Here is a 24,275-nt window from a genome sequence, read left to right as displayed (position 1 = left end):
ATGCCGATATGCAGAACGTAACTAACTATATGACATTTATCAACAAAATTTCCACTCGAGTGTGTCTTTTTGTTACTGGCCGTTGTCAAGCGCCTGCCCGGTGGCCAAGGCAGCCATGTTGCGGCGGCAGCGGCTCCATTTTTTGCTATGCTAGCGTCTTTCTACCGGCCGATGCCGCTGCCTTGGCCGGCGCACCCTCAATACGGAGTAGTTATGGTCTCGTTGCAAGAGCAGTTTTTAAAGGCCGGCCTGGTCGACAAGAAGAAGGTCAAATTGGCCAATCAGGACAAGAGCAAGCAAAAAAAGGACGAGCGCAAGAGCGGCACGCAAAGCGTCGACGAGGTGCGTCTGGCCGCGCTCGAGACCCAGCGCAAGAACGCGGAACGCGCGCGCGAGCTGAACGCCCAGCGCGATGCGGCCGCCAACCAGAAGGCCATCGTGGCGCAGATCGCGCAAATGGTGCAAAAGAACCGCCAGAGCAAGGGCAACCACGGCGACGTGCCGTATAACTTCACGTTCAACAACAAGATCGAGCGCATCTACGTGACGGCCGCCGTGCAGGCGCACCTGGTGGCGGGCCGCCTGGTGATCGTCTGCCTGGGCGGCGCCGTGGAACTGGTGCCGCGCATCATCGCCGACAAGATCGCCGAACGCGACCCGGCCATCGTCGTGCGCGTGAAACAGGCCAGCACGCAAGTGGACGAGGATGATCCGTATGCGGCGTTCCAGATTCCGGACGATCTGATGTGGTAAGAACCACGTGGCTGCCGCAGGCGGCCGCCTTGCGTGATTCAAAAACGCCAACCCGAGGGTTGGCGTTTTTTTTGCGTTAATTCGGTGCGACAGGTAGGCCAAATCCGGCGGGTAGTCGCCCGAGGATTTCGCCAGTGGTGCCGGAGTAAAAAATGATGCCCGCCATATTCCCGGCAAGGTAAATGCTCCGTATTGTTTTCATGTCCGTCCTGTCCGGGGTGAACTCGGACTGGTAGAAATCATAGACAAGGTAAGGCGACGCCACCTTCATCACGAGCAGCGCCTTCAAGGCGGGCAGCTCTTTTTGCGCGACGGCATTTTCCATCGTCAACTGGATCGCAGGTATCTTGCTGGATTGGAAATTGTCGCGCTTAGAATCCAGGAACGGGATGCGATTGACGGCAATTCCCAGTCTGGTCGTGTCGGTTTCTTCTATCGGGTATTTCGCGCGATAGCTGCCAGGTCCCTTATATGGATCCTTTGAGTTCAGTTTGGAACTCAACTCAAATTGATCCAGGCCGTTATATCGCAGTTTGTTGGCCTCATAGTCAGGCGCGCCGATGCCATTCAACTCAAAAGAGTAAGGCAAGACAAAGAGCTGTACTTTTCCCGTATCCGCATTGAAGTCGTAGCCGATGGCGTGTGAGGTTTGTCCGTTTCTTTTGACCGGCGCCGTAAACGCAAACCAGTCATTCATGCTTGAGTTGCCGACGATTTTTTCGTCCAAGGCCGCGGCCTTTCTGCGGTTGTAATCAGCCGTCGATTCGAATTCCCCTTTTTTGTCTGCCACGAACTTTTGTATTGCTGCTACGGCTATGCCAAGCGGCAAGCCAGGATAGTCGGGATCGATGCGGTCGCTTGCGAGCATCTGCATGGAAAATGTCGGCGCTGCCAGTCTTTTTTCCGATGGTATGAGCGGGATTGCGCTCCGGTGTTCTTGCTGTGCGGCATTCAAGGGCGAGGCCGCCTGTCCTGCCACTTGCGCAGGCTGCGCCAGGCCAGTATTGGCAAGGGCACTGGCGACCGCCAGTAGTAACCATCGTTTCATGCTCATTTTCCTGAATGCGGATGTTGATATTGATTTAACAGTAACACACTTCCCGCAAGGAAAATTTGCCTGTCGAGGATGCTGGCGTCCTGCGCCATGGCGCGCGATGATGATCTGAAGACGATGTGATGGGGTGACAAACAAAAACGCCACCCGAAGGTGGCGTTTTTGAACGTGAAACGAATTCTTGGTGGCCCGGGGCGGAATCGAACCACCGACACAAGGATTTTCAATCCTCTGCTCTACCGACTGAGCTACCAGGCCAAGGTGGCGAATTATAGCAGACCAAAACGGGAATGCAAGAGCCGGCTGCGACTTTTCCTTGATTTACTGCATAGGTATCGCTTTAGTTGCTCACAGATCAAATATGATTTGAGATAAACGGTATTTTTCTCAACAAAAGATGGGCGCATAGTGTGGCCATCGACATTGCTTTGAGAGGATTACCGCATGCACGCCGCTACCAATCACACCGCTATCCCCGCCATCGGTCTGGGCACCTTCCGCCTGCAGGGCCAGGTTGTCATCGATTCCGTCACGACGGGCCTCGACGTCGGCTACCGCCATATCGATACGGCGCAAATCTACGGCAACGAAGCCGACGTGGGGCAGGCGATCGCGGCCAGCGCCGTTCCGCGCGACGCGCTGTTCGTCACGACCAAGATCTGGATCGACAATCTGCAGCGCGACAAGCTGATTCCCAGTTTAAAAGACAGCCTGCACAAGCTGCGGCTGGAGCAGCTGGATTTGACGCTGATTCACTGGCCGTCGCCGCAAGATGCGATTCCCGTGGCCGACTACATGACGGCGCTGGCGGAAGCCAAGGCGCAGGGGCTGACCAGGGCCATCGGCGTATCGAATTTCACGAATGCGCAGCTGCGGCAAGCCATCGATACCGTGGGCGCGGCGGAAATCGCCACGCAGCAGGTCGAGATCCACCCCTTCCTGCAAAACCGCAAGGTCATCGAGTTCGCGCGCAGCCAGGGCATCCACATCACGGCCTATATGCCGCTCGCGTACGGCAAGGTGGTCGCCGACCCCGTGATCGCGGCCATTGCAGCCAGACATGGCGTGACGCCGGCGCAAGTGGCCTTGAGCTGGTCGCTGCAGCAGGGCTTTGCCGTGATTCCGTCGTCGACCAGGCGCGCCAACCTGGAAGCGAACCTGCATTTCCAGCGCATCACCCTGTCGCCGGACGAGATGGCGCAGATGGCCACCCTGGAACGGGGCGAGCGCCTGGCCAACCCGGACGGCCTGGCGCCGCAGTGGGATTGATATGGGCGCCATGACGAAGCTGGGCCAGGGCGGTTTCAGTATCGGCCTGGAACTGCCGCTCGACAATGACTGGTCATCGACGGGGCGCCAGGCGAATGCGGCCTGCGGCCGCGTGCCGGGTGAGCCGGACCTGCAACAGCATGCGGCGCTGGCAAAGCTGGCCGACCGCCTGGGATTCCGGGCCCTGTGGCTGCGCGACGTGCCCCTGTACGATCCGTCGTTCGGCGACGCGGCCCAGGTCTTCGAGGTGTTTACCTATCTGGGCTACCTGGCCGGCATCACCGAGGACATCTTGCTGGGCACGGCCGCCGTGGTACTGCCCCTGCGCGAACCGGTGCTGACTTTAAAAGCGGCGGCCAGCGTCGACCAGTTGAGCGGCGGGCGCCTGCTGCTGGGCGTGGCCAGCGGCGACCGGCCCGTCGAGTATCCCGTCTTCGGCCGCGACTTCGATCAGCGCGGCGCCGCCTTCCGCGAGCAGGTCGCCATGCTGCGCGACTGGGGAGATATGCGCCTGCCGCCCGGCATCCGCCTGCTGCCCAAGCCGGCCGCACCGTTGCCGCTGCTGGTGGCGGGGCTGGCGCAGCAAACGCCGGCCTGGATAGGCGCGCAGATGGATGGCTGGCTCGCCTATCCGGGCACGCCGGAAGACCATGCCCGGCGTTCCGCCCAATGGCGGGCCGTGGCCGGCGGCGACAAGCCGTATGTCAGCTTCATCCACCTGGACCTGGATGACGATCCGACCTTGCCGCTGCAGCGCTTCCGCTTCGGCGGGCGCGCGGGGCGCGATGGACTGATCGCCGAGCTGCACGCCATGCGCGCGGCCGGCGTGCGGCATATTGGCCTGCAGCTGCGGCAGAACCGCCGCCCGCTGGCCGAGACGATGCAGGAGATCGGCGAATACGTGCTGCCCGTGTTTCATGGCGCCGCTTGACCTGGGGCATGCGTTCTGTACTTCCGGACTAGCTGAAAAGGGTAGGGCAAACGCTATAATGACCGCATGAACAGTCCCACTCCCCCCACCATGCGGCGCTTCATGCACAGCCACAGCGACGTTTGCATCGTCGGCAATGGCGCCATCGCGAAAACCACGGCGCTGGCGTTTGCCCAGGCAGGACAAAGCGTCACCCTGTTATCCCCCGTGAGTCCGCCCGCATCCACATCCACTTCTGCCGCCAGGCCGGTCGAAGCCAGCTGGGATGTGCGCGTGTATGCGCTCAATCACACGGCGCACCAGTTGCTGTCGTCGCTGAAGGTATGGGGCGCCCTGGAGGCCGACAGGGTGGCGCCCGTCGACGCCATGCTGGTCAACGGCGATGGCGCGCAGGCGGGCGGACTCGGTTTCGACGCCTACGGCGCGCATGTGGGCGCCCTGGCGTGGATCATCGAAGACCGCAACCTGGGCCAGGCGCTGGACGCCGCCCTGAAATTCGCGCCGAACGTCAGCGTGCTGCAGGGCCGTGCCAGCCGTCTGGAATGGACGAATGATTCGGCCATCGTGCACCTCGACGGCGGCGACACCATCACCTGCGCGCTGGTGGTGGGCGCCGACGGCGCCCAGTCGTGGGTGCGCGGCCAGTGCGACATCGGCCTCGATTACCGCTCCTACGGCCAGCGGGGCGTGGTCAGCAACTTCGCCTGCGAAAAGCCGCACCATGGCGCGGCCCACCAGTGGTTTACGGGCAGCGAAGGCATCGTCGCGCTGCTGCCGCTGCCGGGCGAGCGCGTCTCGCTGGTCTGGTCGGCGCCCGATGCGCTGGCCGATACCCTGATGTCCGAACCGGCCGACGCCCTGGCCGCGCGCCTGGCCGCCTACTGCCACGACAAGCTGGGCAAGCTGACGCCCTTGCAGCCGGAACTGGTGCGCGCGTTTCCCCTGACCCTGATGCGCCCGCACGCCATGGTGGCGCCGCGCGTGGCTTTGGTCGGCGACGCCGCCCACGTGGTCCATCCGATGGCCGGCCACGGCATGAACCTGGGCTTTGCCGACGTGGCGCAGCTGGTCAAGACGATCGGCGAACGCGAAGCGCACCGCGGCATCGGCGACGAACGCGTGCTGGCCCGCTATGCGCGCGCGCGCAAGGAAGACGTGCTGCTGATGCAGCTGGCCACCGATGGTCTGGCGCGGTTATTTGGCGCCGATCTGGAGCCGTTGCGCGTGGTTCGCAATTTGGGATTAAACTTGCTGGATAAATTACCGGCCCTGAAGCGAAAAATGATCTCGCACGCATTGGGACATCCGTAAATATCAGCGTATCTTAAGATATCGCCGGATAATGGCAGCAGTGAAAATTCAAGGTCGCCGCAGCTGGTCTGCGGCGATCGTTTTGTTAAAAGATCGCCGCCGGACCAGAGTCCAGTCCCGCCAGGCGTGTCAAGTGGAGAAGTGATAGTGATCAAAATGAGCAGAATCGCATTGGTACTGGCCTCGGGCCTGATGATGTCGTGCGCCGGCGCGGAAACGCCGACGGAAGCGAGCATCAAGAAGCTGATCGAGCCGCGTCTGGGCGAAGGCGCCAAGGTGGACTCGGTCAAGGAAACCCCGTACGGCGGCCTGTATGAAGTGCGCACGGGCGGCGACATCCTGTACACGGACAAGAATGCGCAGTACCTGTTCGTCGGCCACGTCTTCGACGCCAAGACTTCGCAAGACCTGACCAAGGTGCGTCTGGACGAAGTCAACCGCATCAAGTTCTCCGACCTGCCGCTCGATTCGGCCATGAAAACCGTCAAGGGCAATGGCAAGCGCGTGATCGCCGTGTTCGAAGATCCGAACTGCGGCTACTGCAAGCGCTTCCGCCAGAACGCGCTGAAGGAGATCGACAACGTCACCGTCTACACCTTCATGTACAACATCCTGTCGCCGGACTCCATCGTCAAGTCGCGCAATGTGTGGTGCGCGCCGGACCGCAACAAGGCCTGGGATGACTGGATGTTGAACGGCAAGGCGCCAGCCACGGTCGCCGCCAATTGCGCCAATCCGCATGAAAAAATCCTCGCCCTGGGCCAGCAGCTGCGCGTCTCGGGCACGCCAGCCATCTTCTTTGCCGACGGCAGCCGCATTCCAGGCGCGGTCGATGCGAAAACGCTGGAACAGAAATTCTCGACCATTAAGTAATCCGGGCTGTCGCCAGGAAGGCTGGACGGCGCGCCCTCGCAAGGCGCGCTTTTTTTTGCGTTTTTTTCCGCTGTCGTATCATCAAGTGTTGTTCGTAGACGCCATAACAATCCAAAAAAGGGGAAGCAGCAGATGATTACCTTGAATATCAACGGACGCGACACGCAGGTCGACGCCGATCCTTCCACGCCCATCCTGTGGGCGCTGCGCGATAACCTGAACATGACGGGCACCAAGTTCGGTTGCGGCGCGGCCCTGTGCGGCGCCTGCACGGTGCACCTCGATGGCCAGCCGATCCGCTCGTGCATCACGCCGATTTCCTCGGTGGGCGCGCAAAAGATCACCACCATCGAAGCGATGGAAAACGACCAGGTGGGCAAGGCCGTGCAGGCGGCATGGGTGCGCCACGACGTGCCGCAATGCGGCTACTGTCAGAGCGGCCAGGTGATGAGCGCGACGGCGCTGCTGCGCACCAACAAGTCGCCCAGCGATGCCGACATCGACGGCGCCATGAGCGGCAACATCTGCCGCTGCGGCACCTATCAACGGATCCGCGCAGCCATCAAGGACGCGGCCAAGACCCTGGCCTGAGGAGAGCGACATGCGTATCGAATGGTTGAATCAGGAAGCATTGCAGCACGGTGGCGTGACCCTGGGCGCGGCGCTGGCATCGGCTCCGGTGGCCGATGGCGTCTCGCGGCGCGGTTTCATGAAGGCAGGCGCGGCGGCGGGCGGCGGCTTGATGCTGGGCTTTTTCCTGCCCGGCGCGGGCAAGCTGGCGCAGGCGGCCGATGCCGCCCCCGCCAAGCCCGTGTATGCGCCGAACGCCTTCCTGCACATCGCCCCCGATAACACGGTGACGGTGCAGGTGAACCGGCTGGAATTCGGCCAGGGCGTGCAAACGAGCTTGCCCATGCTGATCGCCGAGGAACTCGACGCCGACTGGAGCCTGGTGCACGGCGCGCTGGCGCCGGCCGGCGAGCAGTACAAGGATGCCGCCTACGGCATGCAGATGACGGGCGGTTCCGGCAGCATCGCCCATTCGTTTACGCAGTACCGCGAAATCGGCGCCAAGGCGCGCGCCATGCTGGTGGGCGCCGCCGCCGCGCAGTGGAAAGTCAATCCCGACCAGATACGGGCCGCCAAGGGCGTGCTGTATGGTCCCGGCGGACAAAAGGCGACGTATGGCGAGTTTGCCGACGCGGCCATGCGCCAGAGCGTGCCCGCCACCGTCAAGCTGAAGGACCCGCGCGAATTTTCCATCATCGGCAAGCCCGTGAAACGCCTGGACGCGGCCGCCAAGTCCACGGGAAAACAGCAGTTCGGCATCGACTTCAAACCGCCCGGCGCGAAGGTGGCCATGGTGGCGCGCCCGCCCGTGTTTGGCGCGAAAGTGGCGAAATTCGACGCCAGCAAGGCCAAGGCGATCAAGGGCGTATTGGAAGTATTGGAAGTGAAGACGGACCGTGGCGGCAGCGGCGTGGCCGTCATCGCCGACGGTTACTGGCCCGCCAAGCAGGGGCGCGATGCGCTGGTGATCGAGTGGGATAGCAGCGCCGTGGAAAAGGTCAGCAGCGACAAGCAACTGGCCGCTTTCAAGGCGCTGGCGAAAACGCCGGGCACGGTGGCGCGCGCATTCGATGTCGCCGCACTGGCCAAGGCGCCGAAAAAGATCGAAGCCGTCTATGAATTTCCCTACCTGGCGCACGCGCCGATGGAACCGCTCAACTGCGTCGTCGACCTGCAGGCCGACAAATGCACGATGTGGGTCGGCTCGCAATTCCAGACGGGCGACCAGGCGGCCATCGCGGCTACTTCCGGCCTGAAACCGGAGCAGGTGACCCTGCACACGATGATGGCGGGCGGCGGCTTCGGCCGGCGCGCCGTGCCCTCGTCCGATTACGTGGTCGAAGCCGTCAACGTCGCCAAGGCATACCGGGCGGCGGGCAAGAGCGGTCCGTTAAAGCTGATGTGGAGCCGCGAGGATGACATCAAGGGCGGCTACTACCGGCCGTCGCATGTGCACCGCGCGCAGATCGGCCTCGACGCCAAGGGCAAGATCCTCGCCTGGGACCACACCATCGTGGGCCAGTCCATCATGGCCGGCACGCCGTTCGAAGCCTTCATGGTGAAAAATGGCGTCGACGGCACCATGGTCGAAGGCATGGGCGAGCCGTATACCCTGCCGATGAAACTGTCCGTGCACACGGCCAAGGCCAACGTGCCCGTGCTGTGGTGGCGCTCCGTCGGCTCGACGCATACGGCCTTTGTTATGGAAACGCTGATCGACGAAGCGGCGCACGTGGCGAAGATGGACCCCGTCGCCTACCGCAGGCAGCTGATCGATGCCAAGCACACGCGCCACCTCGCCGCGCTGGACCTGGCCGTGGCCAAGTCCGGCTATGGCAGGAAGAAGCTGCCGAAAGGGCAGGCCTGGGGCGTGGCCATGCACGAGTCGTTCAACTCCGTGGTCGCCTACGTGGTGACGGCCTCCGTGGTCGAAGGCGCGCCCAAGCTGCACCAGGTATGGGCGGGCGTGCATTGCAACCTGGCCGTCAACCCCTTGACGATCGAGGCGCAAGTACAGGGCGCCGCGCTGATGGCGCTGGGCATGACCATCCCCGGCGCGGCCATCACGCTCAAGGATGGCGTGGTGGAGCAGCAGAACTTCGGCGACTACCCGGTGCCGCGCATGCCCGACATGCCGGTGATCGAGGTGCACCTGGTGCCGTCCGGCGACGCGCCGACGGGCATGGGCGAGCCGGGCGTGCCGCCGCTGGCGCCCGCATTCGCCAATGCGCTGTTCGCCCTGACGGGCAAGCGCCTGCGCAAGCTGCCGTTCGACCTGGCGGCGGCATGACGGCAGCGGTTTTTTGAGCACGGTCGGCATCTTGCTGGCAGCCGGAAGGGGACGCAGGTTCGACCCTTCCGGCGTACAGAACAAATTATTGCAGCCGCTGGCCGAAGGCCCGCATGCGGGCTTGCCCGTGGTAGTGGCGGCGGCCAGGAACATGCTGGCGGCCCTGCCGCGCGTGCTGGCCGTGGTGCGTGCCGACGATACGCAGGTGGCGCGCGTGCTCGGCGCGCTGGGCTGCGAGGTGCGCGTCTGCGATGACGCCGACACGGGCATGGCCGCCTCGCTCACCTGCGCCATCGATCACGTGCGGGGCGCGCCGGGCTGGCTGATCGCGCTGGGCGACATGCCTTTCGTGGAAGCGGCTACAATCGCCGCCTTGTCGCACGCCATCGGCGATGGCGCGCGCATCGCCGTGCCCGTGTTCCAGGGACGGCGCGGCAATCCTGTCGCGTTCAGTACCTTTCACTTGCCGCTGCTGCTGGCGCTCGATGGCGACCAGGGCGCGCGCAGCATCGTCAACAGCCATGCCGTATGCGAAGTGACAGTGGACGACGGCGGCATCTTGCGCGATATTGATACACCTGACGATTTGTCGCCGGTGCCTGGCGCGCCCGGGCGATTGTAGAACATCCATGCCAGACACGAGGAAAACATGAAGAAAGCACCGATTCAAAAAATCACCGCCAAGGCGGGAGCCAAGGCAAGCGGCAAAGCCACAAGCAAAGCCGCGGCGAAAACCGCAGTGAAAACCGCAGTGAAAACCACGCCGGCCGCCGGCATCATCTACAGCATCGCCGCAGCCGACCTGGCCGGCCACATGTTCAAGGTGACGTTGACCGTCAAGTCGCCGGCCGCCATCGGCCAGGTGTTTGCCTTGCCGGCCTGGATCCCGGGCAGCTACATGATCCGCGAATTTTCGCGCAATATCGTCAGCATCCGCGCCGAGTCCGAGGGCAAGGCCGTGGCGCTGGCCAAATTGGACAAGCACTCGTGGCAAGCCGCCCCGTGCAAGGGCCCGTTGACGGTCGAATACGACGTCTATGCCTGGGACCTTTCCGTGCGCGCCGCCCACCTGGACCAGAATCACGGCTTCTTCAACGGCACCAGCGTATTCCTGCGCGTGCTGGGCCAGGAATCCGACGCCCATGAAGTGCACATCGTGCAGCCCAAGGATGCGGCCTGCAAGACCTGGCGAGTCGCCACCACCCTGCCGGAACTGAAGGCCAAGCGCTATGGCTTCGGCAGCTACCAGGCAGCCAACTACGATGAGCTGATCGACCACCCGGTGGAAATGGGCGACTTCGCGCTGGCCACCTTCACCGCATATGGCGTGCCGCACGATATCGTCGTCACGGGCAAGGTGCCTAACCTGGACTTGCCGCGTTTGTGCCGCGACCTGAAAGCCATCTGCGAAACGCAGATCGCCTTCTTCGAGCCGAAGACGAAGAAAGCGCCGATGGACCGCTATGTATTCATGACCATGGCCGTCGGCGACGGTTACGGCGGCCTCGAACACCGCGCCTCGACGGCGCTGATCTGCGCGCGCGCCGACCTGCCGACGACGGCGTCGACCAGCACCGAGATCGGCGACGGCTACCTGAAATTCCTGGGCCTGTGCAGCCACGAGTACTTCCACACCTGGAACGTCAAGCGCATCAAGCCGGCCGCCTTTGCGCCGTACAACCTGCAGGCGGAAAGCTATTCGCCGCTGCTGTGGCTGTTCGAAGGCTTCACCAGCTATTACGACGATCTGATGCTGGTGCGCGCTGGCCTGATCGACGAGGCGGCCTATTTCAAATTGCTGGGCAAGACCGTCAACAGCGTCTTGCGCGGCAGCGGCCGTACCAAGCAAAGTGTGGCCGATTCCAGCTTCGACGCCTGGGGCAAGTACTATCGCCAGGATGAAAACGCGCCGAACGCCATCGTCAGCTACTACACCAAGGGTTCGCTGATCGCGCTGGCCTTCGACCTGACGCTGCGCACCAAGACGAATGGCGCAAAGTCGCTGGACGACGTGATGCAGGCGCTGTGGCAGCGCTATGGCCGCGATTTCTACAAGGGTAAAGCGCGCGGCGTGACGCCGGCCGAAGTCGAAGCCCTGTTCGACGAGGTCTCCGGCACGCGCATGAAGCCGTTCTTCGAGCGCTACATCCGCGGCACGGACGACGTGCCGCTGGCGCGCCTGCTGGCGCCGTTCGGCGTGAAATACAGCGACGCGCGCAAGGCGGAAAAAGCCAGCCTGGACGTCAACCTGGGCCGCGATGGCACCGACGCCAAACTGGCGCAGGTGCACCAGGGCGGCGCCGCCCACGTGGCTGGCCTGTCGGCGGGCGACGTGCTGGTGGCCGTCGATGGCTTGCGCGTGACGGGCAACCCGGCGAACCTGGACACCTTGCTGGGCCGTTACGCCGTCGGCGCCAAGGTGGCCATTCACGCCTTCCGTCGCGACGAGCTGATGACATTCACCGCCGTGCTGCAGGGCGATCGCGTGCCGGGCGTCAGCTTGACCCTGCTGCCGGCCCCAAAGAAAGCCACGGGGCCGAAGCGTCCTAGCGCGGCATGATGCTGTTTATCGTGCAGTAAGACAGAAAACCGGCCGTCACTGGCCGGTTTTCTATTTCAAGCAGCAATTTCTCACTACAACTCATCCGCCGACACTGGCGCTTGCCCTCAAAATTTACTGCAAATGAACTAATTTTTCTTTAACTAAACTAAAATTGCCAAATTGATTCTTTTAGATCACGCTCAACGTGCAAACCCTCGATCCTCGAACGATTATGCTGATGACGACCCTGATGTGCGGGGCGATGAGCATCGTCATGTTCTCGGTGTATCGCAGTTTCCGGCGCGAGGTGCATGGCCTGGGGCATTGGGCGGCCGGTTTGCTGCTGCTGGTGTGCGCGTCCCTGCTGTTCGGCACCCGCGAGGTGCTGCCGCCGGCATTGTCCACGATCGCGGCCAACGCGGCGCTGGTGGCCGGCATCGGCCTGTCGATGCTGGGCACGGAGAAATTCTTTGGCCTGGCGCCCAGTCGCCGCGCCTATCTGCTGATACTTGCCCTGGCCATTGCCGGCAATAGCTGGTGGCTGCTGGCGCACCCCGACTTCTCGGCGCGTGTGGCGGTCTTCTCCCTGCTGGTCTTCCTGTTTTATGCGCGCCAGGTGCAACTGGTGTGGCGCCACGGCGAGCGCCATTTCTCGAGTTTTTTCTTTGCCGCGCTGATGCTGATGCAAGCCGTCGTGGTGCTGGCGCGCGGCGTGTCGGCCTTGCTGCATGGCGGCGCCAGCGTGAACCTGGCGGTGGCCGGCACGCCGGCCGGCATCTATCTGGCGGTCGCCAATTTCATGGCGCTGCTGCTGACGGTGGGCTTCATGACGGTGGCGACGCGGCGCCTGCAGCAGATACTGGAGCGCCGCTCGACCCATGATCCGCTCACGCAGGTGCTGAACCGGCGCGGCTTCGGCGACGCCTATGCGCGCGAAATCGGCAATCTGCGGCGCCGCCGCCTGCCGCTGACACTGCTCAGCATCGACCTCGATTACTTCAAATTGATCAATGACCGCCACGGTCATGCGGTGGGCGACCAGGTGCTGGCGCATGTGGCTACCGTCATTGGCGGCGCCCTGCGCGAATCGGATTGCGTCGCGCGTTTCGGCGGCGAGGAGTTCGTCGTGCTGATGCCGGACATGCCGGCGCATAACGCGCTGGGCGTGGCCGAACGCATCCGTGCCTTGCTGCGCGAGCCCAGTCATGCGGGGCTGCCATCGTGTACGGTCAGCATCGGCGTCGCTTGCCAGGCATCGGTGGTGGAAGGGCTGGAACAGCTGTTGTCGCGCGCCGATGCGGCCCTGTATCTGGCCAAGGAGCGGGGACGCGACCGCATCGAACTCGATGCTTGCGTGTTTACTGAGGACCGGACAGGGTCCGCAGCTGGAAGCGGTACTGCTCGTTGAAGAGGAAGGTTTCGGAGAAATCGAAAGTCTTGGCGTGGCGGCGCATCAGGTGTGCGGCTGGAGGAAAGAGGACCTGCACGCGCCGCACGGCGGCCAGCGCCGCGGCCGATGCGTCGCTGTCGCGCGAACGGTGCACGTGCACGCTTTTCAGCTCGCCGTCCGGGCCCACGCTCAGGTCGAGCACGACGATGGCCGGCAGCATGGGCGGCAGGCGTCCGCTGAACGTATATTCTGCGTTGGCCGCCATGATCTGTTGCGCCACCAGCGACTTGTAGGCGTCGATGCTGGCGGCAAGCTGTAGCGCGGCCGGCGTACGAGGGACAGTGCGCTCCGCTGTCGGGGGCGCAGTCTGGCAAGCCGACAGCAGGACGGCGGCGGCAAGGATGGCGATCGCGTGTCTCATGACTGCCAGCCTACCATGGTTTAACTGAATAGGCGTTCCAGTTCCACGCCGGGGTCGGGTGCGCGCATGAACGCTTCGCCCACGAGGAAGCTGTGGATGTGTGCGTCGCGCATGCGTTGCACGTCGGCCGTGCTGTGGATGCCCGATTCCGTGATGATCAATTTGTCTTGCGGGATGCGCGGCAGCAGGCCGAGTGTCGTTTCCAGCGACGTCTCGAACGTGCGCAGGTTGCGGTTGTTGATGCCGATTAGCGCACTCTTGAGCTTGAGCGCCGCCGTCAGCTCCTCGCCGTCGTGGCTTTCGATCAGCACACCCATGCCCAGTTCGTGGGCGCACGCTTCCATCTCCGCCATCAGGCCATGGTCGAGCGCTGCGACGATCAGCAGGATGCAGTCGGCGCCCATGGCGCGCGCTTCATAGATCTGGTACATGTCGACCATGAAATCCTTGCGCAGCACGGGAATGGCGCAGGCGGCACGCGCCTGCCGCAGATAATCGGTGGATCCCTGGAAGAACTGTTCGTCCGTCAGCACGGACAGGCAGGCCGCGCCGTGTTGGGCATAGCTGGCGGCGATATCAGCCGGGCGGAAGTCGGCGCGGATCACGCCTTTCGACGGCGATGCCTTTTTGACTTCGGCGATGATGCCGGGCTTGCCGTCGGCGATGTGCTGGCGCAGGCTTGCTTCAAAGCCGCGCAGGCCGGCGCGCAGGGCGCCGTCGCTTTCCACGTCGCCGCGCAGGCTGGCCAGGCTGCGGCGGGCTTTGGCCTTGGCCACTTCATCGGCTTTCACGGCCAGGATTTTATCGAGTATGTCGGACATGATGGTCGCTATTCTATAAAGGAGGGCGCAGGCTTACGCTTGTGCCGGGGTGCCCAGCTGCTGCGTCACCTGCACGAATTGATCGAGTTTCGCCAGCGCGGCGCCCGAGCTGACGGCGGCGCGCGCGCGCGCCAGGCCGTCTTCGATCGAGCTGGCCACGCCGGCCGCGTACAGCGCCGTGCCCGCATTCAGGGCGACGATGTCGGCGGCGGCACCAGGCTCGCCGCGCAGCGCTTCCATCATCTTCGCCTTCGATTCGATGGAATCGGCCACCTTCAGGTTGCGGCTGGCGATCATCGACATGCCGAAGTCTTCGGGATGGATTTCATATTCGCGGATTTCGCCGTTGATCAATTCGCCCACCATGGTGGCCGCGCCCAGCGAGACTTCATCCATATTGTCGCGGCCATACACGACGATCGCATGCTGCGCGCCCAGGCGCTGCAGCACGCGCACCTGGATGCCGACCAGGTCGGCGTGGAACACGCCCATCAGGATATTCGGCGCGCCGGCCGGATTCGTCAGCGGCCCGAGGATATTGAAGATCGTGCGCACGCCGAGTTCCTTGCGCACGGGCGCCGCATGCTTCATGGCCGCATGGTGGTTCGGCGCGTACATGAAGCCGATGCCCGTCTGCGCGATCGACTGGGCGATCTGCTCGGGCTGCAGGTTGATGTTGACGCCCAAGGAATCGAGCACGTCGGCGCTGCCGGACGAGGACGACACGCTGCGCCCGCCATGCTTGGCTACGCGCGCGCCCGCCGCCGCCGCCACGAACATCGAGGCGGTGGAAATATTGAACGTGTGCGCGCCGTCGCCGCCCGTGCCGACGATGTCGAGCAGGTTGGTGGTGTCGGCCATGGGCACCTTGGTGGAAAACTCGCGCATCACTTGCGCGGCGGCGGCGATTTCGCCGATGGTTTCCTTTTTCACGCGTAAACCCATGGTGAGGGCCGCGATCATGGTGGGGGACATTTCGCCGGACATGATCTGGCGGAACAGGTACAGCATTTCGTCGTGAAAGATCTCGCGGTGTTCGATGCAGCGCAGCAGGGCTTCTTGTGGGGTGATCGGCATGATGCTTCCTTCTTCAATGATGGCGCAGGAGGACACTGATGGCACGTCGGGGCGTGCGCATGGGATCAGCGCTCGAGGAAATTCTTCAGCAGGGCGTGGCCGTGTTCCGAGAGGATCGATTCGGGGTGGAACTGCACCCCCTCGATATCGTATTCCCGGTGGCGCACGCCCATGATTTCGCCGTCGTCCGTCCACGCCGTCACTTCCAGGCAGGAAGGCAGCGAGGCGCGTTCGATCGCCAAAGAGTGGTAGCGGATCACTGTGAAGGGGCTGGGCATGCCTTTGAAAACGCCCACGCCCGTATGCGCGATGAGGGAAGTCTTGCCGTGCATGACTTGCTTGGCGCGGATGACCTTGCCGCCAAACGCATCGCCGATGGCCTGGTGGCCCAGGCACACGCCCAGTATCGGCTTCTTGCCGGCGAAGTGCTTGAGCACTTCCACCGAAATGCCCGCCTGTGCCGGTGCTTTCGGGCCGGGCGAGATGCAGATGCGGTCCGGATTCAGCGCCTCGATCTGTGCGATCGTGATTTCATCGTTGCGGTAGACCCGCACGTCTTCGCCCAATTCGCCGAAATACTGCACGATGTTGTAGGTGAAGGAGTCGTAGTTGTCGATCATTAGCAGCATCTTAAAACCCTCCATCCAGGCCATCTTGCACTTGTTCGGCGGCGCGCAGCACGGCGCGCGCCTTGTTTTCGGTTTCCTGCCATTCCATTTCAGGAATGGAGTCGGCCACGATGCCGGCCGCGGCCTGCACGTACAGCATGCCGTCCTTGACCACGCCCGTGCGGATGGCGATCGCCACATCCATTTCGCCGCCAAACGACAGGTAGCCGCAGGCGCCGCCATAGATGCCGCGCTTGGTGATTTCCAGTTCGTCGATCACTTCCATGGCGCGCACTTTCGGCGCGCCCGTCAGGGTGCCGGCGGGGAAGGTCGCGCGCAGCACGTCCAGGTTCGACAGGCCCTCCTTGAGGGTGCCTTCCACGTTCGAGACGATGTGCTGCACATGCGAATACTTTTCGATGACCATGCGGTCAGTCACTTGCACGCTGCCCGTTTCCGCGATGCGGCCGATGTCGTTGCGCGCCAGGTCGATCAGCATCACGTGCTCGGCGATCTCTTTCGGATCGGCCAGCAGTTCGGCCGACAGCTCGGCGTCGCGCTCGGGCGTGGCGCCGCGCGGACGCGTGCCGGCAATCGGACGCAAGGTGACTTTCTTGCCGCCATCGGCCGTCGTTTCGTTGCGCACCAAAATCTCGGGCGAGGCGCCGATGATCTGCATGTCGCCGAAATTATAGAAGTACATATACGGCGATGGATTGAGCGAACGCAAGGAGCGGTACAGGGTCAGCGGCGAATCGACATATGGCTTGCGGATGCGCTGGCCGATCTGCACCTGCATCAGGTCGCCCGCCATCACGTATTCATGCGCCTTGGCGACCGCCTTCAGGTAATCTTCCTTGGAAAAATCGCGGATGGTTTCCGTGCGCACGGAAGCGCTGGTGACGGGCGCATCGACACCGCGGCGCAGCATCATGCGCAAGTCCTTCAGGCGCTGCTGTGCTTTCGAAAACGATTCGGGCTGCGTCGTGTCGGCGTAGACGATCAGGTACAGCTTGCCGGACAGGTTGTCGATGACGGCCAGTTCTTCCGTCACCATCAGCTGGATGTCGGGCAGCTTCAAGTCATCTTTCGGCGCGCCGCCGGCCAGCTTTTTCTCGATGTGGCGCACGGTGTCGTAGCCGAAGTAGCCGGCCAGGCCGCCGCAGAAGCGCGGCATGCCGGGGCGCAGGGCGACCTTGAAGCGCGACTGGAACTGTTCGATGAAGTCGAGCGGATTGCCTTCGTGTTCCTCGATCACGGTGCCGTTCTTGACGATTTCGGTGCGTTTGCCGTAGCTGCGCAGCACGGTCGTGGCGGGCAAGCCGATGAAGGAGTAGCGGCCGAAGCGTTCGCCGCCGACGACGGATTCGAGCAGGAAGGTGTTCTTGCCACCGTGTTGGGCCTGTGCCAGTTTCAGGTACAGGGTGAGCGGGGTTTCCAGGTCGGCGAACGCTTCCGCGATCAGGGGGATGCGGTTGTAGCTTTGCTGGGCCAGCGATTTGAATTCGAGTTCGGTCATGTGTTTCTCCATGCCGCCAGGGTGCGAGTGTGCATAGTGCACAAACCCTGCGGTGGGTTATCAAAAAACCTGCCGGTACATGGAACTTGCGCAAGAGGCGCAAAGGACGCGTGTGCAGCCGGCAGCAATCGTAACGGCTCGGCCCTTAGGCCTGCCAGGATTGCCAGCGTCGCCAAAGCCAGGCCTCAATCGAGCCGGTTTGGGTGACATTGTGTTTTTTGATGAGAAACGTGTTCACGATATAGTGTTGGGTTTGGTCAGTATGCCGGTTAATTTTGCATGCTAATAAAACGTGCTGCTTCGAGCAGTGTCTTTACTATACCATCGGAATCGGTATCGTGTATAGAGTGTCCGTGATTGTAGCCATACGGTACGGTCAATACGGGGCAAGCCGCAGCCCTGGCCGCTTGCGCGTCATTCGAGGAGTCGCCGATGGCCACCACTCTGGCGGGCGGCAGGTCGAAGTCCGCACACACTTGCAGCAGCGGCATGGGATGCGGTTTTTTCTGCGGCAGCGAATCGCCGCCGTAGACGATCTCGAAATACTGGTCCAGGTTTTTCAGTTTCAGCAGGGGCAGGGCGAAGGCGATCGGCTTGTTGGTGACGCAGGCCAGGCGCAAGCCCGCCGCCTGCATGGCCGCCAGTCCCGCTTCCACGTCCGGGTACAGGGTGCTGAACTGGCCATTGATGGCCAGGTAGTGGCGCTGGTAGCCGTCCATCGCCTGCTCGAAGCGCTGTTCCACGCCGGCCGCATCGAAGTCGAGCGCCAGCACGGTGCGGATCAGGTTTTCCGAGCCTTTGCCCACCATCAGCTTGATGGCCTCGGCGCTGATGGGTGCCAGCTCCAGTTCAGCGCGCATGCCATTGATGGCGACATGAAAATCGGGCACGGTGTCGAGCATCGTGCCATCGAGGTCGATGATGGCGGCGCGCACGCCGGCCAGTACGTGGTCTTTCACCGTGCCCGCTTGCATCAGGCGCCCGCCACTTTGGCCAATTCCGCGCGCATGGCGTCGATGACGGCCTTGTAGTCCGGCTTGCCGAATATGGCCGAGCCGGCGACGAAGGTGTCGGCGCCTGCGGCGGCGGCGGCGGCGATGTTGTCGATCTTGATGCCGCCATCGACTTCCAGCATGATGTCACGGCCCGATTCGTCGATCATGCGGCGCGCTTCGGCGATTTTCTTCAGCGCTTGCGGGATGAACGACTGGCCGCCGAAGCCCGGGTTGACCGACATGATCAGGATGATGTCGATCTTGTCCATCACGTGTTCCAGGTAGTGCAACGGCGTGCCCGGGTTGAACACCAGGCCCGATTTGCAGCCGTTGTCGCGGATCAGCTGCAAGGAACGGTCGACGTGATCCGACGCTTCCGGGTGAAAGGTGATGATGTTCGCGCCAGCCTTGGCGAAATCCGGGATAATGCGATCGACAGGCTTGACCATCAGATGCACGTCGATCGGTACTTGCACGTGCGGGCGGATCGCTTCGCACACCAGCGGGCCGATGGTCAGGTTCGGCACATAATGGTTATCCATCACGTCGAAGTGGATGATGTCGGCGCCGGCGGTAACGACGTTGCGCACTTCCTCGCCCAGGCGGGCAAAGTCGGCGGACAGGATGCTGGGAGCGATACGGAATGTTGTCATGGTGGCTAAAGGCTAAGAGTAGAAAATGCGGAGATGCGCTATTTTACGCTTGACGCCGGTACCATGCTTCATTGAAGGACAGTGAAACACAGAATACGCATCGCGCGATGGCCAATGCGTCGCGCGCGACACACAATACGACTGGCAATGTCTGAATAGGAATGACGATGGCGACTTATGAATTTACGGTAACGGTCAAGACGCAATACCTGCCCGAGCAATCGGCACCGGACCAGGGGCGGCACGTGTTCAGCTACACGATCCGCGTCGTCAACACGGGCACGGCCGGCGCGCAACTGATTTCGCGCCACTGGGTCATCACGGATGCGAACAACAAGGTGGAAGAGGTGCGGGGCCTGGGCGCCGTCGGCCACCAGCCGTTGCTGCAGCCGGGCGAGCAGTTCGAGTACACGAGCGGCACCATGCTGGGCACGCCGCAAGGCTCGATGCATGGCGAATACTTCTGCGTGGCCGAAGACGGCCATCAGTTCGAAGCGCCGATTCCCGAGTTCGTGCTGTCGGTGCCACGCACCCTGCATTGATGCGTCGCCGGGGGCTCGCGCCCCCTTATTTCAGTTTCTCGGTGCCGTCCTGTTCTTCGCCGAGCTGCTTGCGTGCCGGTGGCGCGGGTTTTTTACCCGAATACATGGTCCACCAGACTATAAATGCCAGCAAGAAGAACGCCACCAGCGCCTCTATCATCAAGATCCACATACGTACTCCTATGTTATTTACCCGCAGCTTAGTATTTACCCGCCGTCTGTTGACACGCGGTAGTCTACCCGTTTCAATCGGCGCCGTCGCGCTTGCGCTTTCCGCCTGTACCACGCCGCCTGCGCCGCCCGCTGCCGGCGGCAAGGCGCCGCCCATCGCGCCGACCGTCGTCAGGCCGGTTCCGGCCAAGCCCGCCGATGCCAAGGATGCCAAGGACGCCATCGATGCAGCGGTAGCGCCCACCTTCGTGCCCGCCAAATTTGCCGCCTTGCCTGGCTGGGCCCGCGACGACATGCGCGCCGCCTGGCCCGCGTTCATGGCTTCGTGCGGCGTGCTGGTCAAGCGGCCGGACTGGAAGGAATCGTGCACGATCGCGCGCCAGGTGAATGCCGACAGCGACAAGGCCATCCGCCTGTTCTTCGAGACTTTCTTTGTGCCCAATCAAGTCATCACGGCCGATGGCGCCAGCACGGGCCTCGTCACCGGCTACTACGAGCCGCTGCTGCACGGGGCGCGCAAGCGCGGCGGTCCATATCAGACGCCGCTGTACAAGGTGCCCGACGACCTGGTCTCGGTCGACCTGGCCGGCGTGTATCCGGAGCTGAAGAACATGCGCCTGCGGGGCAAGCTGGTCGGCAAGAAGGTGATACCGTACGCGACCCGCGCCGATATCGAGCGCGCCACATCCGTCACTGGCAAGGAATTGCTGTGGGTGGATGATGAAGTCGAGGCGTTCTTCCTGCAGGTGCAGGGTTCCGGGCGCGTGCAGCTGACCGATACGCAGGAAACCGTGCGCGTGGCGTATGCAGATCAAAACGGCCATCCCTACAAGTCGATCGGCCGCTACCTGGTTGACAAGGGCGAGCTGACCCTGAGCCAGGCGTCCGCGCAGGGCATCAAGGCGTGGATCGCCGGCCATCCCACGCGCAAGGATGAATTGTTCAACGCCAATCCCAGCTATGTCTTCTTCAAGGAAGAGCGTTTGCCCGATCCGAAGGTGGGGCCGAAGGGCGCGCTGGGCGTGCCGCTGACGCCGCAGCGCTCGGTGGCCGTCGATTCGCGCTTCCTGCCGCTGGGCGCGCCCGTGTTCCTGTCCACCACGCAAGCCAATAGCGAGATTCCCATGCAGCGCCTGGTCATGGCGCAGGATACGGGCGGCGCCATTCGCGGGCCGATCCGGGTCGATTATTTCTTTGGCTTTGGCGCGGAAGCGGCCGAGAATGCGGGCCGCATGAAGCAGAGCGGCGCCGTGTGGGTGTTGCTGCCGAAGCAGGCGCCGGCGCGCTAGGGAGTCCTGGCGACGCCGGGGGGGGCGGTTTACCGCAGAACCATGACGGGCAGATGCGTATGCGCCAGCACTTTTTGCGTTTCGCTGCCCACGAACAGCTTGTTCAAGCCCTTGCGGCCATGCGAGGCCATCAGGATGATGTCGCAATGGTAGGTTTGCGCCGCGTTGACGATTTCGTCGTGCGGGCTCGGTGACACGGCCACCACGCCTTCGAAAGGCACGCCGGCGGCGCGCGCTGCCGCACCGATCTTGTCGATGGCGCGTTGCGAGGCTTCCTGCATCTGCTGTTCATACAGGCTGGCGTCGAGCACGATGCCGCCGTCGGCCATCGGCGAGAACGGGAAGGGTTGCACCACGCTGATGGCGACCAGCTTGGCCTTGTTCAATTGGGCGAAGGCGAGAGCAGTCTCGGCAGCTTTGTCGGACAACGGCGAGCCGTCGGTGGGAAATAAGATGGTGTTAAACATGGCGTGCTCCTCAAGTGATGTAAGACAGCTTATGGATTTACATCAATTAAAACCTTGATGTAAATCAAACCTCACAGGCTTTGGCATGAATAGTGTCGCCAAGGCAATCTTTCTGCAGTGTATGCCCGTTCCTCGCTTCAGGTGCGCACGCTACGCAGCGGCGTGCCCCACACCATGGCGATCGTCAACACAATGCTGCCTGCCGCGATGCAGGCCAGGCCATTGCGCACGCCAAAATGTTCCGCCACCCAGCCAGCGGCCAGCGCGCCCAGCGGTGCCGTCGCCACCGTCAGGAAGCGCATGGTCGAGGTCATGCGGCCCAGCATGGGGTCGGGCGTGACTTTCTGGCGCAGGCCCAGGTAGGGAATAAAGAACAGCATCACGCCGCAATCGAAAAAGAACATCAATATGGCATACGCCACGGCGCTGGCGGCCGCGCTGCCGAACAGCGCGGCGGGAATCGTTGGCGTCAGGACAAAGCAGAGCGAGGTCGATGCCAGGCCGATCAGGATGGTGCGGCCGGCGCCGTAGCGGCGCGTCAGCGGCTTGACGATGAAGGCGCTGAGCAAGACGCCGGCGCCGCCCAGCATCTGCGTCATGCCCAGCACGCCAGGACTCATGCCCAGGTCGCGCGTGGCGAACAGCACCGTCAAGGCCATGCTGGCGTAAAACAGGAAGTGCCAGATGCCGGCGCCCCATGCCAGCGCGCGCAGCAGCGGTTCGCGCCAGACGAACAGCAAGCCGTCGGCGATGTCGTGCAGGGCGTGTTTGTCGGAGGGAGCAGGGCGTGGATCGCGCACGCTCATGGCGCGCAGATTGAAGACGGAAACCAGATAACCGCAAGCCGTGCACAGGATGGCGACGGGCGCCGACAGCATTTGCACCAGCACGCCGGCCAGGCCGGGGCCGATCAGGCGCGAAGCCGATTCGGTGGCGGCAAATTTCGACTGCGCATCGATCAAGCCATCGCGGCCCACGAGGAAGGTCAGAAACACCTGTTCGGCGCCGCCGCCGACGACGAAGCCCGTGCCGATGATGAATCCCACTATATATAACCATGGCATCGACAGCACGCCGCACCACCAGGCGACGGCCACGCTGGCCAGTGCCAGGCCCGACATGCTTTCGCTGAACAGCATGATCGGGTGCTTGCTGCGCCGGTCCAGCAGCACGCCGACGGGCAAGCCGAACAGGGCGAACGGCAGCGCCTGCAGGGCAACCAGCACGCCCATCTGTTCCGGCGTCGCATGCAGTAACAATACCGCGCACAGGGGCAGGGCCAGCGAGGTGATCTGCGCGCCGAAGCAATTGAGGCCGTTGCTGAACCACAGGCGGCGGAAATTGACGCTGGCGGCGCTGCCGTCGCCGCGCAGATAGCGGGTGCAGTACTGGAAGAAGGAGGAGAAAATACGCTGCTCGATAAAGGTGATCGGACTCACAATAATAGCAGCGCACCTGCCGCGCCGCTGCCGTTAGCCGCTACAATCGTTGCACCGTTCATCGAGAGGAGACACTATGCAATACGAAGACCTGATCATCGACATCCAGGACAAGGTGGCGGTCATCCGCCTGAACCGTCCCAAGGCCTTGAATGCCTTGAACGACAACATGATGAATGAGCTGGGCCACGCCTTGCTGAAATTCGACGCGGACGAGAATATCGGCTGCATCGTGCTCACGGGCAGCGAAAAAGCCTTTGCCGCCGGTGCTGACATCGCCGCCATGGCTGACTACACTTATCCCGACACCTTTACCCAGGGTTACATCAGCCGCAACTGGGAGCATATCTTGCGCGTGCGCAAACCGGTGGTGGGCGCGGTGGCCGGCTATGCGCTCGGTGGCGGCTGCGAACTGGCCATGATGTGCGATTTCCTGATCGCTGCCGACAGCGCCAAATTCGGCCAGCCGGAAATCAAGGTTGGCGTCACGCCGGGCGCGGGCGGTACGCAGCGCCTGCCGCGCGCCATCGGCAAGGCCAAGGCCATGGATCTGCTGCTGACGGCACGCACCATCGATGCCGCCGAGGCGGAACGCATCGGCCTGGTGTCGCGCGTGGTGCCGGCCGATAAGTTGCTGGAAGAAACCCTGGCTGCCGCCAAGACCATCGCCGCCATGCCGACCTCGGTGGCCATGATGATCAAGGATTGCGTCAACCGCGCCTTCGAAACGACCCTGACCGATGGCGTCGCCTATGAGCGCCGCTTGTTCCAGGCTGCCTTCGGCACGCCTGCACAAAAAGAAGGCATGCACGCTTTCCTGGAAAAGCGCTTGCCAAACTTCGGCGGTCTTTGATATGATTCGCCTCCCCGATGAGACGCACTAGTTTGCGGCACAAAAGGGGCGGCCTTCCGGGGCTGGGTAGTAAAAAAGAAGGTTGACGAATTAGCCGAAACGCTTCATACTCTTCCTTCTTCGCAGCTGACAAACACAACGCTTTGTCGATAGCGCGAAAGTAGTACCGAATACAGTTCTTTAACAATTAACAGTCGATAAGTGTGGGCATTTGATGTAGTGCAGCAGTGATCTTCGGATTGCTGTAATACTTAAAATATCAAATGTTCACAAGAAATAATGAAATAGGATACTTCTTCGGAAGTAGCCTGTCAGTTTTTTGAGTGAGCGACCCGTCAGAAATGACGGTGCCTGTAAAATGGCAAAGTAACAGAGATTAAACTGAAGAGTTTGATCCTGGCTCAGATTGAACGCTGGCGGCATGCCTTACACATGCA

At 62.6% G+C, this 24,275-nt stretch carries 24 protein-coding genes and 1 tRNA gene; 13 read left to right on the top strand and 12 right to left on the bottom strand.

Annotated features, from left to right (window positions below; genetic code table 11):
• The first annotated feature begins 213 nt into the window (after nt 1-213).
• A complete protein-coding gene (locus AC07VH_RS25135) occupies nt 214-753 on the top strand; it encodes a DUF2058 domain-containing protein (protein ID WP_494788871.1) in 540 nt (179 codons plus the stop codon).
• A gap of 76 nt (nt 754-829) precedes the next feature.
• Here AC07VH_RS25135 and AC07VH_RS25130 read toward each other — a convergent pair whose 3' ends face one another.
• Entirely contained in the window at nt 830-1,801 is a 972-nt protein-coding gene (locus tag AC07VH_RS25130; RefSeq protein WP_475414539.1) for a hypothetical protein, read from the bottom strand.
• A 188-nt stretch (nt 1,802-1,989) separates the two neighbouring features.
• Nucleotides 1,990-2,065: transfer RNA gene (locus tag AC07VH_RS25125), tRNA-Phe, on the bottom strand.
• A gap of 186 nt (nt 2,066-2,251) precedes the next feature.
• Here AC07VH_RS25125 and dkgB point away from each other — a divergent pair.
• The 9 genes from dkgB (at nt 2,252) to AC07VH_RS25080 (ending at nt 13,001) form a co-directional block, all read left to right on the top strand.
• Complete coding sequence (gene dkgB / locus AC07VH_RS25120) at nt 2,252-3,076, top strand: 2,5-didehydrogluconate reductase DkgB (RefSeq protein ID WP_494788872.1); 825 nt, start codon at nt 2,252-2,254, stop codon at nt 3,074-3,076.
• A 1-nt stretch (nt 3,077) separates the two neighbouring features.
• On the top strand, nt 3,078-4,007 hold the full coding sequence (locus AC07VH_RS25115; protein WP_494788873.1) for an LLM class oxidoreductase: 930 nt from the start codon (nt 3,078-3,080) through the stop codon (nt 4,005-4,007).
• 66 nt (nt 4,008-4,073) lie between these two features.
• On the top strand, nt 4,074-5,318 hold the full coding sequence (locus tag AC07VH_RS25110) for an FAD-dependent monooxygenase (RefSeq protein ID WP_494788874.1): 1,245 nt from the start codon (nt 4,074-4,076) through the stop codon (nt 5,316-5,318).
• A 156-nt stretch (nt 5,319-5,474) separates the two neighbouring features.
• Nucleotides 5,475-6,191 carry a DsbC family protein gene (locus AC07VH_RS25105; RefSeq protein ID WP_475414543.1) on the top strand — a complete coding sequence of 239 codons (717 nt, stop codon included), beginning with the start codon at nt 5,475-5,477 and terminating at the stop codon, nt 6,189-6,191.
• 132 nt (nt 6,192-6,323) lie between these two features.
• Entirely contained in the window at nt 6,324-6,782 is a 459-nt protein-coding gene (locus AC07VH_RS25100) for a (2Fe-2S)-binding protein (protein ID WP_070292451.1), read from the top strand.
• Between the two features lie 10 nt (nt 6,783-6,792).
• Entirely contained in the window at nt 6,793-9,051 is a 2,259-nt protein-coding gene (locus AC07VH_RS25095; protein WP_494788875.1) for a xanthine dehydrogenase family protein molybdopterin-binding subunit, read from the top strand.
• A gap of 13 nt (nt 9,052-9,064) precedes the next feature.
• Nucleotides 9,065-9,673: a nucleotidyltransferase family protein gene (locus tag AC07VH_RS25090; protein WP_475414545.1), complete on the top strand. Its 609-nt coding sequence runs from the start codon at nt 9,065-9,067 to the stop codon at nt 9,671-9,673.
• A 27-nt stretch (nt 9,674-9,700) separates the two neighbouring features.
• Nucleotides 9,701-11,611 (top strand): M61 family metallopeptidase, encoded by a 1,911-nt coding sequence (locus tag AC07VH_RS25085; protein ID WP_494788876.1) that lies wholly within the window; start codon nt 9,701-9,703, stop codon nt 11,609-11,611.
• A 220-nt stretch (nt 11,612-11,831) separates the two neighbouring features.
• Nucleotides 11,832-13,001, top strand: a complete 1,170-nt coding sequence (locus AC07VH_RS25080; RefSeq protein ID WP_475414547.1) for a GGDEF domain-containing protein — start codon at nt 11,832-11,834, stop codon at nt 12,999-13,001.
• On the opposite strand, the gene AC07VH_RS25075 is transcribed toward AC07VH_RS25080, so the two are convergent.
• The 7 genes from AC07VH_RS25075 to rpe form a co-directional block, all read right to left on the bottom strand.
• Nucleotides 12,952-13,404: a hypothetical protein gene (locus tag AC07VH_RS25075; protein ID WP_475414548.1), complete on the bottom strand. Its 453-nt coding sequence runs from the start codon at nt 13,402-13,404 to the stop codon at nt 12,952-12,954. The genes AC07VH_RS25080 and AC07VH_RS25075 overlap by 50 nt on opposite strands.
• A 20-nt stretch (nt 13,405-13,424) precedes the next feature.
• Complete coding sequence (gene trpC / locus AC07VH_RS25070; protein WP_494788877.1) at nt 13,425-14,225, bottom strand: indole-3-glycerol phosphate synthase TrpC; 801 nt, start codon at nt 14,223-14,225, stop codon at nt 13,425-13,427.
• Between the two features lie 33 nt (nt 14,226-14,258).
• Nucleotides 14,259-15,302: an anthranilate phosphoribosyltransferase gene (trpD, locus tag AC07VH_RS25065; RefSeq protein WP_475414550.1), complete on the bottom strand. Its 1,044-nt coding sequence runs from the start codon at nt 15,300-15,302 to the stop codon at nt 14,259-14,261.
• Nucleotides 15,303-15,367: 65 nt separating this feature from the next.
• Entirely contained in the window at nt 15,368-15,931 is a 564-nt protein-coding gene (locus AC07VH_RS25060) for an aminodeoxychorismate/anthranilate synthase component II (protein WP_475414551.1), read from the bottom strand.
• A 1-nt stretch (nt 15,932) separates the two neighbouring features.
• Nucleotides 15,933-17,429, bottom strand: coding sequence for an anthranilate synthase component I (trpE, locus tag AC07VH_RS25055; protein ID WP_475414552.1), 1,497 nt, complete (start codon nt 17,427-17,429; stop codon nt 15,933-15,935).
• Nucleotides 17,430-17,698: 269 nt separating this feature from the next.
• A complete protein-coding gene (locus AC07VH_RS25050; RefSeq protein ID WP_494788878.1) occupies nt 17,699-18,403 on the bottom strand; it encodes a phosphoglycolate phosphatase in 705 nt (234 codons plus the stop codon).
• The gene (gene rpe / locus AC07VH_RS25045) at nt 18,403-19,077 is read right to left on the bottom strand and encodes a ribulose-phosphate 3-epimerase (protein WP_086145604.1); all 675 of its coding nucleotides are present in this window, start codon (nt 19,075-19,077) and stop codon (nt 18,403-18,405) included. The genes AC07VH_RS25050 and rpe overlap by 1 nt, the downstream gene beginning before the upstream one ends.
• A 167-nt stretch (nt 19,078-19,244) precedes the next feature.
• On the opposite strand from rpe, the gene apaG reads away from it, so the two are divergent.
• On the top strand, nt 19,245-19,619 hold the full coding sequence (gene apaG, locus AC07VH_RS25040; protein ID WP_034753698.1) for a Co2+/Mg2+ efflux facilitator ApaG/CorD: 375 nt from the start codon (nt 19,245-19,247) through the stop codon (nt 19,617-19,619).
• A 25-nt stretch (nt 19,620-19,644) separates the two neighbouring features.
• On the opposite strand, the gene AC07VH_RS25035 is transcribed toward apaG, so the two are convergent.
• Nucleotides 19,645-19,791 carry a hypothetical protein gene (locus tag AC07VH_RS25035; RefSeq protein WP_162995539.1) on the bottom strand — a complete coding sequence of 49 codons (147 nt, stop codon included), beginning with the start codon at nt 19,789-19,791 and terminating at the stop codon, nt 19,645-19,647.
• A gap of 10 nt (nt 19,792-19,801) precedes the next feature.
• Between AC07VH_RS25035 and mltA the strand changes: the two genes are divergently transcribed.
• Nucleotides 19,802-21,079 (top strand): murein transglycosylase A, encoded by a 1,278-nt coding sequence (mltA, locus tag AC07VH_RS25030; RefSeq protein WP_494788879.1) that lies wholly within the window; start codon nt 19,802-19,804, stop codon nt 21,077-21,079.
• A gap of 29 nt (nt 21,080-21,108) precedes the next feature.
• Here the strand turns inward: mltA and AC07VH_RS25025 are convergent, their stop codons facing one another.
• On the bottom strand, nt 21,109-21,546 hold the full coding sequence (locus AC07VH_RS25025) for a universal stress protein (protein WP_070312619.1): 438 nt from the start codon (nt 21,544-21,546) through the stop codon (nt 21,109-21,111).
• Between the two features lie 137 nt (nt 21,547-21,683).
• On the bottom strand, nt 21,684-22,985 hold the full coding sequence (locus tag AC07VH_RS25020; protein WP_494788880.1) for an MFS transporter: 1,302 nt from the start codon (nt 22,983-22,985) through the stop codon (nt 21,684-21,686).
• A gap of 76 nt (nt 22,986-23,061) precedes the next feature.
• Here AC07VH_RS25020 and AC07VH_RS25015 point away from each other — a divergent pair, with 76 nt between their 5' ends.
• Entirely contained in the window at nt 23,062-23,838 is a 777-nt protein-coding gene (locus AC07VH_RS25015; RefSeq protein WP_099411739.1) for an enoyl-CoA hydratase, read from the top strand.
• Nucleotides 23,839-24,275 lie beyond the last annotated feature (437 nt).

Source organism: Janthinobacterium sp. GW821-FHT03C10 (genome assembly GCF_059420865.1).
The sequence above is the reverse complement of the archived record's forward strand: the minus strand, read 5'-3'. Positions and strand labels throughout refer to the sequence as shown.

Excerpts from the sequence above, each read along its gene's own strand:
- AC07VH_RS25135 (WP_494788871.1), top strand. The coding sequence starts at position 214 with ATGGTCTCGTTGCAAGAGCAGTTTTTAAAGGCCGGCCTGGTCGACAAG.
- AC07VH_RS25130 (WP_475414539.1), bottom strand. The coding sequence starts at position 1,801 with ATGAAACGATGGTTACTACTGGCGGTCGCCAGTGCCCTTGCCAATACT.
- dkgB (WP_494788872.1), top strand. The coding sequence starts at position 2,252 with ATGCACGCCGCTACCAATCACACCGCTATCCCCGCCATCGGTCTGGGC.
- AC07VH_RS25115 (WP_494788873.1), top strand. The coding sequence starts at position 3,078 with ATGGGCGCCATGACGAAGCTGGGCCAGGGCGGTTTCAGTATCGGCCTG.
- AC07VH_RS25110 (WP_494788874.1), top strand. The coding sequence starts at position 4,074 with ATGAACAGTCCCACTCCCCCCACCATGCGGCGCTTCATGCACAGCCAC.
- AC07VH_RS25105 (WP_475414543.1), top strand. The coding sequence starts at position 5,475 with ATGAGCAGAATCGCATTGGTACTGGCCTCGGGCCTGATGATGTCGTGC.
- AC07VH_RS25100 (WP_070292451.1), top strand. The coding sequence starts at position 6,324 with ATGATTACCTTGAATATCAACGGACGCGACACGCAGGTCGACGCCGAT.
- AC07VH_RS25095 (WP_494788875.1), top strand. The coding sequence starts at position 6,793 with ATGCGTATCGAATGGTTGAATCAGGAAGCATTGCAGCACGGTGGCGTG.
- AC07VH_RS25085 (WP_494788876.1), top strand. The coding sequence starts at position 9,701 with ATGAAGAAAGCACCGATTCAAAAAATCACCGCCAAGGCGGGAGCCAAG.
- AC07VH_RS25080 (WP_475414547.1), top strand. The coding sequence starts at position 11,832 with ATGACGACCCTGATGTGCGGGGCGATGAGCATCGTCATGTTCTCGGTG.
- AC07VH_RS25075 (WP_475414548.1), bottom strand. The coding sequence starts at position 13,404 with ATGAGACACGCGATCGCCATCCTTGCCGCCGCCGTCCTGCTGTCGGCT.
- trpC (WP_494788877.1), bottom strand. The coding sequence starts at position 14,225 with ATGTCCGACATACTCGATAAAATCCTGGCCGTGAAAGCCGATGAAGTG.
- trpD (WP_475414550.1), bottom strand. The coding sequence starts at position 15,302 with ATGCCGATCACCCCACAAGAAGCCCTGCTGCGCTGCATCGAACACCGC.
- AC07VH_RS25060 (WP_475414551.1), bottom strand. The coding sequence starts at position 15,931 with ATGCTGCTAATGATCGACAACTACGACTCCTTCACCTACAACATCGTG.
- trpE (WP_475414552.1), bottom strand. The coding sequence starts at position 17,429 with ATGACCGAACTCGAATTCAAATCGCTGGCCCAGCAAAGCTACAACCGC.
- AC07VH_RS25050 (WP_494788878.1), bottom strand. The coding sequence starts at position 18,403 with ATGCAAGCGGGCACGGTGAAAGACCACGTACTGGCCGGCGTGCGCGCC.
- rpe (WP_086145604.1), bottom strand. The coding sequence starts at position 19,077 with ATGACAACATTCCGTATCGCTCCCAGCATCCTGTCCGCCGACTTTGCC.
- apaG (WP_034753698.1), top strand. The coding sequence starts at position 19,245 with ATGGCGACTTATGAATTTACGGTAACGGTCAAGACGCAATACCTGCCC.
- AC07VH_RS25035 (WP_162995539.1), bottom strand. The coding sequence starts at position 19,791 with ATGTGGATCTTGATGATAGAGGCGCTGGTGGCGTTCTTCTTGCTGGCA.
- mltA (WP_494788879.1), top strand. The coding sequence starts at position 19,802 with ATGTTATTTACCCGCAGCTTAGTATTTACCCGCCGTCTGTTGACACGC.
- AC07VH_RS25025 (WP_070312619.1), bottom strand. The coding sequence starts at position 21,546 with ATGTTTAACACCATCTTATTTCCCACCGACGGCTCGCCGTTGTCCGAC.
- AC07VH_RS25015 (WP_099411739.1), top strand. The coding sequence starts at position 23,062 with ATGCAATACGAAGACCTGATCATCGACATCCAGGACAAGGTGGCGGTC.